Genomic DNA, 12,563 nt, shown 5'->3' with positions numbered 1-12,563 from the left:
ACGGCTCCTTATTTGCTGCGCAGTCGTGGGTCCAGCGCGGCGTTGAGCACATCCGCCAGAAACGTCAGCCCGATATAAAACACGGCGATAATCAACACGATGGCCTGCACCACCGGAAAGTCGTTGCGCGAGATGGAGTCCCACGCCAACTGACCCAGCCCCTGCAACGAAAACACCGATTCGATCACCACCGAGCCGCCGAGCATGAACCCCAGCTCCACCGTCGCCAGCGCCACCACCGGGATGATGGCGTTGCGCAGGCCGTGCTTGACCACCACCTTAAACGCGCTCAACCCTTTGGCGCGCGCGGTACGGATGTAATCGGAGCCGAGCACGTCCAGCATGCCGGAGCGGGTCAGGCGCATCAGCGACGGCATGGCGTAGTAACCGAGCGCCACCGCCGGCAGCACGAAGTTTTGCCAGCTGGCGTTGCCCGCTACCGGTAGCCATTTCAGCCCGACGGCGAAGATCAGGATGAGCACCAGCGCGAACCAGAAATTGGGCATTGCCTGGCCGATAACCGACACCAGCATGGCAAGGCGATCGACCCAGGTATCGCGGAACACCGCCGCCAGCACCCCGAGCGGGATCGCCAGCACCAGCGCCAGCAGCAGCGACACGCCGCCGAGTTTGAGGGTGACCGGCATCCGCTGGCCGACCAGTTCCATCACCGTGTTCTCAAAGTAGAACGAGCGGCCGAAATCCAGCTGCAGCGCCGACCACATCCAACTGGAAAACTGGGTCAGCAGCGGTTTATCCAGCCCGTTTTGCACCCGGATCTGGGCGATGGTTTCGGCGGTGGCGTCCGGCCCGGCGATGGCGGTCGCCAGATCGCCGGACAGGTGCAGCAGCGAAAAGCTGACCGCCGCCACGGTAAACAGCACCGCCAGCGCCACCAGTAACCGATGAAAAACGTACTTCACCATAAGCGAACTCCTTACAACTCAGGCGCGGCCGGTTTCCCGGCGGCGATTACTTCCAGCTCGCCTCGGCGAAGCGCGGCAGTTCATCCGGCCAGTCCTGGAAGTTCAGGTCGGACGTAAAGGCGTAATGGGTGGAATAGGAGAACAGCGGCGCCATATACGCCTGCGCCGAAATGCGACCCAGCAGTGCGGCGTACAGCGCGGCGCGCTGCTGCGGGTCCACCACCTCGTCCGCTTTCGCCAGTTCGGCGATCACCTGCGGATCTTTCCAGATATCGCTGCCTTTACCGCCGAAATAAGGGGTAACGAACGCGGTGGCGTCATTGATGGAGAACGAGCCCCAGGTGCTGAACGCCAGCGGCGCCTGACCGGACGCCAACGCGCTGGCCATCACCGGGTATTGCACGAAGTGCAGGCGGGCGCGGATGCCGACCTTGCGCAGATCGCCGATGATGGCTTCGGCGTAATCACGCTCGCGATAGGCCCACAAGTCGGTGTCGAAGCCGTTGGCGTACCCCGCTTCCGCCAGCAACTGTTTGGCTTTGGCCGGGTCGTAGGGGTACTGAATCACCTGGCTGGCGTCGCAGGCAGTCTGGGTGCGGAAGCAGGCGGAATACACCGGTTTACTGCCGCCGCGTACCAGATTGTCCACCATCGCCTGACGGTTGATGGCGTAATTGATGGCCTGACGCACGCGCAGGTCCTTGAACGGCACGCCCTCCGGCCCGCTGGCGTTGGTGTTCAGCTCCAGAAAGCCGACGCGCATGGTTTCACCGCTTTTCACCGCGATGTTCGGCATGGCGGACAACGAGTCCACCTGATCCGACGCCACGCGCCAGATCCAGTCCACCTGGCCGGTCATCAGTTGAGCCACGCGCGCTTCCGGGTCGCGGATCACCACAAACTGCAGTTTGCCGATTTTCGGTTGTCCGATCGGGCTGTCTTTGAAATAGTCCGGGTTTTTCACCATCGACACCCCTTGCCCCGGCGTCACTTTGACGATTTTGTACGGGCCGGTGCCGACAGGCGCTTTGCTGAAGCCCTCCAGCTTCACCTGCTGGAAATATTTAGCGGGGTAGATTGGCGTCGGGCCGGAGAGGTACTCCAGCGCCGCCGGGAACGGTTTTTTCAGGTGCAGGCGCACGGTGTAGTCATCGACCTTCTCCGCATGGTCGATCCAGTCCACGCTTTGCGGGATCACCGAGGCGGTATTCGGCCCGGCGATGCTCTGAAAGGTATACACCACGTCATCGGCGCTAAAGCTATCGCCATTATGGAAAGTCACGCCTTTACGCAGGTGCAGCAGCAATACCACCGGCGATTCCCATTTCCAGTCGGTCGCCAGTTCGCCTTTATATTCTCCGGTTTTCGGATCGCGATATATCAGCGTATCCCAGGCGAGATGCGCCAGAATCACCCCTTCGCGCATATTATTGTGGTATGGACTGACGTTTTCCACCTCACTGTCGGAGGCATAAACCAGCGTGTCATTTTGTTTGCCGGCATAACTATAAGTCGTACCGCCTAATAACAATGCCATTAATAGATATTGATAAATTCGCCTTGCCAGTTGATGAGTCATGATGTTCTCCACATCGTTCCTGAGGAATGATTAACAAAAACATGCATATTGGCATTGCAAGATTAACGCCAGAGACGGGTTATTATTGCTGTCGACTGTTATCAATTTTCGATGCAGGCTTTCTCAAAAAGAGAAAGAACCGATAAACACTGGATTCATTAGCGTCAGAAATAATAAAAATGAATGAAAAGCCCTCTCCGGCAGGCCGCGGCCGACGCCGGATAGCATAAAATCGAGGGCTATTTCAGTGCAAAAACTTCCCCACCTGCACCATTTGCGTGATTATCAATAAGATGAGGTTATTTCTTGTTTTTAGAAAGGCGCATTCAACGCCCGTAGCAAAATATCATTGACTATCATCAGCAATATAAAAATTAAAATAGGGGAAATAAAACACGCACTTACCCTGAAATAAATATATTCATTGAAATCCCCAAAAATAACCCGACGAATGATTAGCCATAAACAAATTATTTCGCACAATTAAAATACACAATTATGTAACTTGATTTTTATAAGATCGAATCCTAACCTTAAAAGGAAAATAGCTCTGACCACCCTCATCTCTATATTTTATATTTGGAGAGTATTACCATGAAATTCGACAATATTGTCGTTCTTAACAGCAATGAAATACTGGCCAAAGATTCAAATTTAGATCTCAATTTCAATACATTATTCCAAATGCCGACAAAATATGTTGGCCAGGCAATTGCCATGTCAAGAGTATTTCAGGATGCCATTAATGGGGACGATCTTGAATTTAACTTTGACAAAGCCATCGGTCTGGTAAAACAACATCCTGAAATGGCTATAATCGGCACAATAAATCAGTCGATTGTCAAACAGAACAACCAGGTATCCGCCATGGTTGATGACGTTATGAAGCTGCTGGATACCGTTGTCGGCGTGGTGCTCGATAAAGAAAGTCCAACCTATAAAAAATTCGCCAACACGATTGAACAAGGTTTTACCAACCTTGACGCGCAAAAAGAAAGTAAATGGATTTTCTGGAATAAGGAAAGCGAGTCAAAAACCACATATACCTACAACATCCTGTTTGCTATTGCTAATCAGGATACCGGGTCCGTTATGGCGGCTGCCCCTATCGGCCTGACGATTACCGTCGATGTCGATAAACAGCAAGTGCTTTGGATCACCACAAAAGACAAACATAATTATTCCGTTAATGTGAAATCCATCACTGTTGTTGAAGCGCTAAAATCCTAATCCTAAAAATGCCATGCTCGCCATGGCATTTTTACTATTATCCCGAACGGTTATGAACTAAGGCACTGAGATGAACAATATTGCATTGAATCCGACTAATACTGCCGACGAAAGTAAAAATTTCAGTGTAACGTTAAACGTTGATTTAAAGAATGTTGATCAGGCCATGAATATGGCTAGCATTTTCAATGAAGCCTGTCTTCCTCAGGAGGGCATCAATTTCGAAAAGGCGCTCTCGCTCGCCAAAAGTCACGATACCCTGGCGGTCGTGGGCACGCATACCGTAAAAGGCAACAGTAACGTGTCTCAGGTCTGGGTCGCGATAGACCAGCTTCAGAACCTTATCCGCATGGTGCAAGGCGCGGCAACGGAAAATTGGATGGCATTCGGTATTGCCGCTAAAGCCTTTATCGACCTCAATGCGCAGAAAAACGGTAACTACTTTACAATTTTCAGCGAGCAATCGAATACGCTGCATTATCAATATAATATGTTTGACGTTACACAAAATGAGACCACAGGCTCAGTCATGGTCGGTCAGTTAACCAGCGTAGAGATTACTATTACCAAAGCAAGTGCTAATGTTCTGGCATTGGTAGCAGGCTCATCAATTACACAAAAAATGAACTTCAAGAGTATGGTGATTGTTGAGGCACTGACGGCAGAATAGTGGCAGACTGGACCTATCAATATCAATTACATTGGTCAATATTAATTACATGAACAATATTAACTGCATGATCAACATTAATTTCATGGTGAGAACATGAGTATAGAAATCTACCCAGATGATGGTAATACCTTACCGTATCAGGTTTTTCTCAATCTGGAAAACGAGCACTATTATGCACAGGCCATACAGTTGGCCCAACTTTTTGCACACGAAGTCGATGATAATGGTCAATTAGATTTGGCTAAAGCATTGAAGAAAGCACAAGCGCAACCTGACTTAGCCATCATCGCCACCAATAACATGACCTTAAAAAAGTCATTTAGCACACTGTCAGCCTTAACCACCACACTGTCCGAGCAGCTGAAAATAGAAGGCGTGCTGGGTATTAGTCAGGATACCTATATCCAAAATATCTTATCTCATGCCTTTTGTGATCTGGAAACACAAAAAGATAAACCCTGGTTTCATATCAATGCCCAACCTGATGCGGGGCATTCGGTAACCAGTTACTCATACAGTTTATTTATTGTCAGTCAGGGTGAAGAAACAGGCGCCATGATGGCCGCTGGCCCGCTAATTATCACCGTGACGCCGAACACCGCGATATCCGATATATTTAGCACCAAAGACTGGCGTTTAACCTTGCAAAAAGAGCAGATCACGATAGGCGTAAAAGGATTTCAGGTTGTCACGCCGCTGGGATAATCATCAGGACGTATCCTTCCCCGATTAATCAACAGGATATCATTTCATTACCCTAAAAATGGGGGTCTACGTTGTATATTACCGACGACTTACATCCGACAATTTATAACAGCCCGATCGTGTTGAACGTTACCCCTGCTCCCACCATGCTCAGGGGGTATGCTTTGCAGGCCGAGCAAGATCAGCCATTGCATTTCAAAACTCTGTTCAGCGTTGATGCAAAATATATTCCCCAGTCGTTTGCCATCAGCCGGGTATTTCAGAATGCATTAACGTCCAGTCTCAGCTTTGATACCCCCAAAGCAATTAATGTGGCCAACGCAGCCGGATTAACCATAGAGCAAGTGATTAATTCCCACATTGCCAGCGACTCGCCTGAAAAAACCATCGCACAAGTTTCCGATCATATTGATTCGGTGATCGGCGGTTCGCTCTCCGCTTCACTCAAAAATCAAATTATCGATACCATTAAAACGGGATTTTTAAACCTGCATCGCAACAGTGAAAGCGCATGGATTTTCTGGTCAAAAGAGAGCGGCAGCAGTACCAGCTACAGTTATAATTTATTGTTCGCTATCCAGCAGAATCAAAAGTTAATCGCGATCCCTTTAGGGATGCTGGTCAATGTTGATGTTAGCGAAGAAAAAGTGTTGTTTATCACGATCTCATCCCATGCATACTACGCCGTGAATCTGGACGGCTTGAAAGTCAGCCAGCCATTATCAGGATAATGCCGCGACCCAAGTCCTGCCCAACCGGCGCGATTAGCGCAGTCAGTTGGGGTTCGGACTTGGGTGCGGATCGCACGCAGCGGGTAATCCGCCGCGAACCCGTCACGACATGATCAACCCGCCATCCACATTAATCGTCTGCCCGGTGATGTAGCGCGCGTCGTCGGAGGCGAGAAACGCCACCAGCCCGGCCACGTCTTCCGGTTTGCCGGCGCGTTTGAGCGGGATGCCCTGTACCCACTCCGCCATCAGTTCGCCCTTGCCGTAGCGTTTGTCATCGGTGCTGAGGATCTCCCCCCACACCCGGTCGTTGTAATCCCACATCTCGCTGTCGATGATGCCGGGACAAAACGCGTTGACGGTGATGTTCCACGGCGCCAGCTCCTGCGCCAGACTCTGGGTAATGCCGATCACCCCCATCTTGCTGGCGGCGTAATGCGGCGTATAGATAAAGCCTTTGCGCCCCTGACCGGACGAGGTATTAATCAGGCAACCGCGCTGCTGCTTCACCATGTACTTCGCCGCTTCACGGCAGCACAGCCATACGCCGGTGGTATTCACCGCCAGCACCCGCTCAAAATCGGCCTTCGGCATCCGGTCAAAGTAATCGATGGTGATCACCCCGGCGTTCTGCACCGACACGTCAATCTGCCCGAAGCGCGCCGCCGCCTGCTGATACACATCCTGTACTTGCGCTTCCTCGGTCACGTCCGCCACCAGCGGCAGCACGTCTGCGCCATAGCGGTGTTGTATCTCCTGCGCCGTCGACATCACCCGTTCCGAGTTGGACACCATCACCAGATTAGCGCCGTCGCGGGCAAACCGCCCGGCGATCCCGGCGCCAATCCCCCGGCACGCGCCGGTGATCACCACCGTCTTATCATAAAAATCGCGTTGCATCGTGCTCTCCTTACCCATTGAGATCCGCCTGCCACAGCGTGCGCCGGACCGCCGCCTGCCACCCTTGCCAGTTCGCCTGATAACGCTGATGGCGCGCGTCGTCCGGCAGCCAGCTATCGTGCGTCGGCAACAGCCGCGCCAGTTGTTCATCTTCCAGCGAGCCGAGCACGCGGCGCGCCAGCAGCCCGGCCCCCAGCGCCGACAGCTCGGTGGTGGTGCTGCGCGCCACCGGGCAGCCCAGCAAGTCGGCCTGAAATTGCATCAGCCAGGCGTTGCGGGTCGGCCCGCCGTCCACCATCAGCCGATCCAGATGAAAATCCGGATGCTGCCGCATCGCCGCCACCACATCGGCGATCTGGTAGGCGATAGCCTCCAGCGCCGCCCGCACCAGATGCGCCTGCCCGCTGCCGCGACTCAGGCCGCACATCACCCCGCGCGCCCGATCGTTCCACCAGGGCGCGCCCGCGCCGGTCAGCGCCGGCACGAAATACACCCCGTCGGTGGAATCGATGCCGGCGGGCAGCGTCTGCAACGCCCCGGCAAGCTCCGCCTCCGGCAACCGGTTGAGGCCGGTGGCCTGTAGCATCCAGGCCACGCCGTCGCCGGTGTGGGGAATGTTGCCCTCCAGCGCGTACACCGCCCGCTCGCCGTCGTGCCAGGCGACGGTGGTCGCCAGCGTGGTGATGCGCGTATCCGGCGCGCCCAGCGGCGCCATCACCGACGACCCGGTGCCGTAGGTGGCTTTCACCCCACCCAACCGTCCCAGTCCGTGACCGTACAGCGCGGCGTGGGAATCCCCCGCCATCGCCAGAATCGGGATGCCGTCCGCCACGCCGGGCACGCCGCAGGTGACGCCAAACTCGCCGGCCGAGGGCATCAGTTCCGGCAGCGCCGCGCGCGGGATGCCGAACAGCGCCAGCATCGCGTCATCCCATTGCAAGCGGTGCAGATTGAGCAACTGGGTGCGAGCGGCGTTGGAAAGATCGCAGCGGAACTGCCGCCCGCCGGTGAGGTGCCACAGCAGCCAGGCGTCGATGGTACCGAGGCAAATTTCGCCGCGTGCCGCGCGGGCATGGCCGTCCGGCGTGTTGTCCAGCAGCCAGCGCATTTTGGAGCCGGAGAACAGCGGCGCCACCGGCAGCCCGGTCGCCGCGCGGATCGCCGCCTCCTGCTGGTCGCGCCGTAGCTGCTCGCAAAACGGCGCCGAGCGGGAGCACTGCCAGCTTAGCGCCGCGGAAAGCGGCCGACCGGTGTCGCGTTGCCAGCCGATCGCCGTCTCGCGCTGATTGCTGACCGCCAGAGCCGCGACGCGTTCGGCGCCCACTTGTTCCATCACCTCGCGCACCACCGCGAAAGACCCGGCCAGCAGCGCCTCGCCATCCTGCTCCACCCAGCCGGCGCGCGGGGTGATCAGGCCGAGCGGTCGGGAGGCGCGGGCCAGCACCCGGCCGCCGGCGTCGATCGCCACCGCCTTGACGTTGCTGGTGCCCTCGTCCAGCGCGACGATCAGGTCTCTAGACATGGCTCACCTCCGACAGCGGGTTAACCGCCTGCTTTTTTTCGTGGCGACGCATCATGACCACCTTGTTTTGCAGCCGCTGCTGGAACTGGTCGATCACCACCGCGGTGACGATCACCACGCCTTTGATCACCATCTGCCAGAAGTCGCTGACGCCCATCATCACCATGCCGTCGGCCAGAAACACGATCACGAACGCGCCGATAATCGAACCGGACACCCGACCGCGGCCGCCCGCCAGCGCGGTGCCGCCCAGCACGGTGGCGCCGATGGCGTCCATCTCGAACATGTTGCCGGTCATCGGATGGGCGGTTTGCAGCTGCGACGCCACCACCAGCCCCACCAGCGCGGCGCACAGCCCGGAAAAGGCGTAGACGAAGATTTTCACATTGACGATCGGCACCCCGGCGAGGCGGGCGGCGGACTCATTGCCGCCAATGGCGTAGATATAGCGGCCCAGCGGGGTCTTGCGCGTCAGGTACAGCCCGAGTAGCAGAAACGCCAGCATCAGCCAGATCGGCAGATAAATACCAAGCAGCGTGCCGGAACCCAGAAAGGCGAACCCGGTGTTGCCCAGCGCCGGCATCCCGTTGAGGTTGGCGTAGGTGCTGCCGTCGTTGAACAACAGCGCCACGCCGCGGGCGACATACATCATGCCCAGCGTACAGATGAACGGCGCCACCACCAGCCGGGTGATCACCACCCCGTTCACCAGCCCGATCGCCATCCCCAATACCGCCACCGTCAGGATCACCTCTGGCACGTTGAGAAACAGGACATTGCCGCCCCACAGCGGAATGCCGTTGGTGAGCAGCGCGCCCGCCACCATGCCGCAGATACCGGCCACCGCGCCGACGGAAAGATCGATGCCGCCGGTGAGGATCACCAGCGTCATACCGATGGCCAGCAGCCCGGTGATCGCCACATGCTGAGTCATGATCAGCAGGTTGGAAGGGGTGAGAAAGTTCGGCACCATCAGGCTGAAGAAGACGATCACGATCAGCAGCGCGATGAAAGTACGGGCTTTCAGCAGGTACATATACAGCGTGTATTTTTGACTCATGATGAACTCCGGCCGGTTAGTCGTGAGGAGTGGAAGCGCTGATGAGGATTTCGCGGGTGACCTGGCTACGCGGCAGATCGGCGGTGATGCGGCCGTCGGCCATCACCAGAATGCGATCGGCCAGCGCCATCACCTCGTCCAGTTCGGACGACGAAAACATCACCGACAGCCCCTGCTGCGCCATGCGCCCAATCAGGTGGTAGACATCGGTTTTGGCGCCGACGTCGATACCGCGGGTCGGCTCGTCGAGCAGCACCACCTGTGGCCGGGTCATCAGCGCCTTGCCCAGCACCACTTTCTGTTGGTTGCCGCCGGACAGCGAGGTGATCGGCAACTCGTCGTCGCTGACCTTGACAGCCAGCTGGCGTACCATCTCGTCCACCTGCTTTGCCTCGTCCGGTTCGCGCAGCCACGCCCAGGCGCGCCAGAAACCGCGCAGGCTGAACGCCGACAGCGTCATGTTGGCGCGCACAGACATCAACTGGACCATGCCTTCGCCCTGCCGGTCCTCCGGCACCAGCGCGATGCCTTTTTCCAGCCGCTGGCGGAATCCCAGACCGTCAAGGCAGTCATCGTTCAGTTGCACGCTGCCCTGCTGGCACGGCATCAGGCCGATCAATCCCTTGAACAGTTCGGTGCGACCGGCCCCCAGCAGGCCATAAATTCCCACCACTTCGCCTTTACGCAGGCTGAAAGAGACGTCGTGCAGCCGGTAGCCGCCGCTTGGGTGCAGCGCCGTCAGCCCCGCCACCGTCAGCACGGTGTCGCCCTGCGGCGCGGGTTGATAGTCAAAATGCTTTTTCTTGTCGCCGACCATCTGTTCGATGATCCAGGGCACGCTGGCGTGGCGCACCTCACGCTCGCAGATGAAGCGGCCGTCGCGGAAAATGGTGATGTGGTCGCCAATTTCCATCAGCTCTTCCAGCCGGTGGGAGATGTAGATGATGGTGACGCCGCGCCGCTTGAGCTGTTCGATCACCCCGAACAGCACCTTCACCTCCGACTGGCTCAGCGCCGAGGTCGGTTCATCCATGATCAGCACCCGGGTGTCCTTGGACAGGGCGCGGGCGATCTCCACCAGTTGCTGGTGGCCGATGCCCAGTTCGCCAAGCGGGGTGTAGGGGTCGATATCCAGTTCCAGCCGTTCCAGCAAGGTTTTTGCCAGCGCGTACTGAAATGTTTCGTTGATGACGCCGCGCTGAAAAAACTCGTTGGCGATGAAGATGTTGTCCATCACGTTCATGTTGGGGAACAGGTTCAGTTCCTGAAAGATGATGCTGATGCCCTGCCGTTCCGCCTGATGGGTCGACCCCAGCGTCACCGGTTTGCCATCCAGCAGGATCTGCCCGGACGACGGCGTTTCCACCCCGGCCAGCATCTTCATCATGGTGGACTTGCCCGCGCCGTTTTCGCCGATCAGCACGTTGACCTTATTGCGGTACACCCGGTAATTGACCTCATCGAGCGCGGTCACGCCCGGATACACGCGCGACAGGTTGCGGGTTTCGATAATTACCTCCGGCGCGGCCCCGGCGTCCGCCGCCGGCGTCGGCGGCGCCGTAGTCACCATCGGGGCGCGGAATACGGCAGCCACTTTCATCGGTATGCTCATGTCGGCCATCATCCCCCCTTGTCGTCACGCGTTATCTGCGCCGGCGTGATATCCGGCACCGCCTGCGGGATGTCCCAACTGCTGAACACCCCCACCACGTCGAGTCGCTCGCCCGTTTTCGGGTGAGCGGCCTGAATCATCGCCAGCGCCTGCTGGTTGATGGCGCGGCCGAAATCGCCGTACAGCACCTGATCGTTGAAATCCTGATAGCTCGCGCCCCGGTAAGCGTCACGCAGGTCGGTGCCGCGAATCGTCGGCCCCAGTTGTACGGTGACGCTCGCGCCGCTGTCGTCCCGCACCACCATTTTGCCGTTGCGCGAGGCGGTATCGATGCTGACCACCGTACCGGTGACTCTTACGGTGAACACGCAGGGGTTTTCCTGCTGCGAGCGGTAACCGAACTGCTTGCAGGCCGCGTCCATGTCGCTGCTCGCCTGCACATCTTTCATCAGCGCCGCGACCGGGCGCGCCTCGCGGACCACCTGCGGCACAATGTGCTGCCGCCAGGTGTCGCCGAGATTCGCCATATGGGGATTAGGGGGATGCTTCAGGTCGGCCAGTTCCTGCTGCGACACGATGCGGCAGCCCCCCAATCCCAGAACGGCCAGCGCCAGCCACAGCGGTCTGGACCTCTTGGACATAATGATCTCCTCTGCGCCCCCGCAGGGGCGCGACAGCCGGGACTCAGGATTTGAAGTTGAAATCCTGCACCTTGTTCGCGTTTTCCGGCGTAATCAAAATGCCGCGGAACATCACGCGCTGTTTGGCGGGTTTTTCGCCCTTGCGGAGATAGTTGTCGAGGTCGGTGACGCCCTGCGCGGCGATGGCCTGCGCCTGCAACATCACGGTGGCTTTCAGAGCGCCTTCTTTCACCGCGTCGCGCTCATCGTTGCTGCCGTCGATACCGACCACCACCACATCGTTGCGGCCGGCGGCTTTCAGCGCGGCAATCGCCCCCAGCGCCACCGGACCGTTGCCGCAGATCACCCCTTTCACGTCCGGGTGCGCCTGCAGGATGCTGTCCATGATGCGCTTGCCGTCAAGCAAGGTGCCCTTGGCGTCCTGACGGGCGACGCTGGTCATTTCCGGGTACTGATCGAGCACCTGATGGAAGGATTTGGAACGGGTGACGCAGTTGTTGTCCGCCAGGCTACAGGTCAGCTCGGCGTACTTGCCTTTCTCGCCCATTTTGCCGACGAACACATTGGCGACGTCGGAACCGGCCTGGAAATTGTTATGGGTGATCTGCACCAGCGCCACGTCATCCACCGGGATTTCACGGTTGATCAGCACCACCGGAATCCCGGCGCTTTTCGCTTTTTTGATCGCCGCCACGCTGGCGGTGGAATCGGCGTTATCCAGCACGATACCCTGTACTTTCTTGCCGATGGCTGCGTCGATCAGCTCACTTTGCTTCTTCACATCTTCACCATGCGACAGCACGGTGGTGTTATAGCCCAGCTCCTGCGCTTTTTTATCCGCGCCTTTGGCCTCCGAGGCGTAATAGGGGTTATCCAGCGAATTGACCAGAATCATGATGGTGCCTTTTTCCGCCGCGTGGGCGGTCAGCGATAAGGCACTGGTGATGGCGGCAGTTAACAGCATTGAACGCAATTTCATGATGA

12 protein-coding genes are annotated in these 12,563 nt (G+C 57.4%); 4 read left to right on the top strand and 8 right to left on the bottom strand.

Translation table 11 applies throughout. The annotated features are described in order from the left end of the window. Positions 1-8 precede the first annotated feature (8 nt). Together DDA898_RS02675 and DDA898_RS02670 are read right to left on the bottom strand one after the other, a co-directional pair. Positions 9-926 (bottom strand): ABC transporter permease, encoded by a 918-nt coding sequence (locus DDA898_RS02675; RefSeq protein ID WP_013316154.1) that lies wholly within the window; start codon positions 924-926, stop codon positions 9-11. 46 nt (positions 927-972) lie between these two features. Beyond that, the gene (locus DDA898_RS02670; protein WP_038912404.1) at positions 973-2,505 is read right to left on the bottom strand and encodes an ABC transporter substrate-binding protein; all 1,533 of its coding nucleotides are present in this window, start codon (positions 2,503-2,505) and stop codon (positions 973-975) included. Between the two features lie 594 nt (positions 2,506-3,099). Here DDA898_RS02670 and DDA898_RS02665 point away from each other — a divergent pair. The 4 genes from DDA898_RS02665 to DDA898_RS02650 all read left to right on the top strand — a co-directional run bounded on the left by DDA898_RS02665 (position 3,100) and on the right by DDA898_RS02650 (position 5,844). Beyond that, entirely contained in the window at positions 3,100-3,735 is a 636-nt protein-coding gene (locus DDA898_RS02665; protein WP_022631961.1) for a delta-endotoxin CytB, read from the top strand. Between the two features lie 70 nt (positions 3,736-3,805). Continuing rightward, the gene (locus tag DDA898_RS02660) at positions 3,806-4,405 is read left to right on the top strand and encodes a type-2Aa cytolytic delta-endotoxin (RefSeq protein ID WP_013316151.1); all 600 of its coding nucleotides are present in this window, start codon (positions 3,806-3,808) and stop codon (positions 4,403-4,405) included. Between the two features lie 96 nt (positions 4,406-4,501). Next, the gene (locus tag DDA898_RS02655; protein ID WP_038910128.1) at positions 4,502-5,113 is read left to right on the top strand and encodes a type-1Ba cytolytic delta-endotoxin; all 612 of its coding nucleotides are present in this window, start codon (positions 4,502-4,504) and stop codon (positions 5,111-5,113) included. A gap of 71 nt (positions 5,114-5,184) precedes the next feature. Further along, positions 5,185-5,844, top strand: coding sequence for a cytolytic delta-endotoxin (locus DDA898_RS02650; RefSeq protein WP_038910127.1), 660 nt, complete (start codon positions 5,185-5,187; stop codon positions 5,842-5,844). A gap of 102 nt (positions 5,845-5,946) precedes the next feature. Here DDA898_RS02650 and DDA898_RS02645 read toward each other — a convergent pair whose 3' ends face one another. The 6 genes from DDA898_RS02645 to DDA898_RS02620 are packed head-to-tail and all read right to left on the bottom strand — an operon-like array spanning position 5,947 to position 12,558. Continuing rightward, positions 5,947-6,744 (bottom strand): SDR family oxidoreductase, encoded by a 798-nt coding sequence (locus tag DDA898_RS02645; RefSeq protein ID WP_038910126.1) that lies wholly within the window; start codon positions 6,742-6,744, stop codon positions 5,947-5,949. A gap of 10 nt (positions 6,745-6,754) precedes the next feature. Further along, positions 6,755-8,266, bottom strand: a complete 1,512-nt coding sequence (locus DDA898_RS02640; RefSeq protein WP_038910125.1) for an FGGY family carbohydrate kinase — start codon at positions 8,264-8,266, stop codon at positions 6,755-6,757. Next, entirely contained in the window at positions 8,259-9,326 is a 1,068-nt protein-coding gene (locus DDA898_RS02635) for an ABC transporter permease (RefSeq protein ID WP_038900157.1), read from the bottom strand. Before DDA898_RS02635 ends, DDA898_RS02640 begins: the two co-directional genes overlap by 8 nt. Before the next feature lie 16 nt (positions 9,327-9,342). Further along, the gene (locus tag DDA898_RS02630) at positions 9,343-10,896 is read right to left on the bottom strand and encodes a sugar ABC transporter ATP-binding protein (protein WP_050570308.1); all 1,554 of its coding nucleotides are present in this window, start codon (positions 10,894-10,896) and stop codon (positions 9,343-9,345) included. A gap of 50 nt (positions 10,897-10,946) precedes the next feature. Next, entirely contained in the window at positions 10,947-11,579 is a 633-nt protein-coding gene (locus tag DDA898_RS02625; RefSeq protein WP_038900154.1) for a DUF2291 family protein, read from the bottom strand. 43 nt (positions 11,580-11,622) lie between these two features. Beyond that, a complete protein-coding gene (locus tag DDA898_RS02620) occupies positions 11,623-12,558 on the bottom strand; it encodes a D-ribose ABC transporter substrate-binding protein (protein ID WP_038910123.1) in 936 nt (311 codons plus the stop codon). Positions 12,559-12,563 lie beyond the last annotated feature (5 nt).

Origin of the sequence: Dickeya dadantii NCPPB 898, from assembly GCF_000406145.1 — a bacterium.
Classification (GTDB): domain Bacteria; phylum Pseudomonadota; class Gammaproteobacteria; order Enterobacterales; family Enterobacteriaceae; genus Dickeya; species Dickeya dadantii.
Note: the sequence above shows the minus strand (reverse complement) of the source record. Positions and strands in the feature narration are given on the sequence as shown.

Coding starts and splice junctions, on each gene's coding strand:
- DDA898_RS02675 (WP_013316154.1), bottom strand. CDS start 926: ATGGTGAAGTACGTTTTTCATCGGTTACTGGTGGCGCTGGCGGTGCTG.
- DDA898_RS02670 (WP_038912404.1), bottom strand. CDS start 2,505: ATGACTCATCAACTGGCAAGGCGAATTTATCAATATCTATTAATGGCA.
- DDA898_RS02665 (WP_022631961.1), top strand. CDS start 3,100: ATGAAATTCGACAATATTGTCGTTCTTAACAGCAATGAAATACTGGCC.
- DDA898_RS02660 (WP_013316151.1), top strand. CDS start 3,806: ATGAACAATATTGCATTGAATCCGACTAATACTGCCGACGAAAGTAAA.
- DDA898_RS02655 (WP_038910128.1), top strand. CDS start 4,502: ATGAGTATAGAAATCTACCCAGATGATGGTAATACCTTACCGTATCAG.
- DDA898_RS02645 (WP_038910126.1), bottom strand. CDS start 6,744: ATGCAACGCGATTTTTATGATAAGACGGTGGTGATCACCGGCGCGTGC.
- DDA898_RS02640 (WP_038910125.1), bottom strand. CDS start 8,266: ATGTCTAGAGACCTGATCGTCGCGCTGGACGAGGGCACCAGCAACGTC.
- DDA898_RS02635 (WP_038900157.1), bottom strand. CDS start 9,326: ATGAGTCAAAAATACACGCTGTATATGTACCTGCTGAAAGCCCGTACT.
- DDA898_RS02630 (WP_050570308.1), bottom strand. CDS start 10,896: ATGGTGACTACGGCGCCGCCGACGCCGGCGGCGGACGCCGGGGCCGCG.
- DDA898_RS02625 (WP_038900154.1), bottom strand. CDS start 11,579: ATGTCCAAGAGGTCCAGACCGCTGTGGCTGGCGCTGGCCGTTCTGGGA.
- DDA898_RS02620 (WP_038910123.1), bottom strand. CDS start 12,558: ATGAAATTGCGTTCAATGCTGTTAACTGCCGCCATCACCAGTGCCTTA.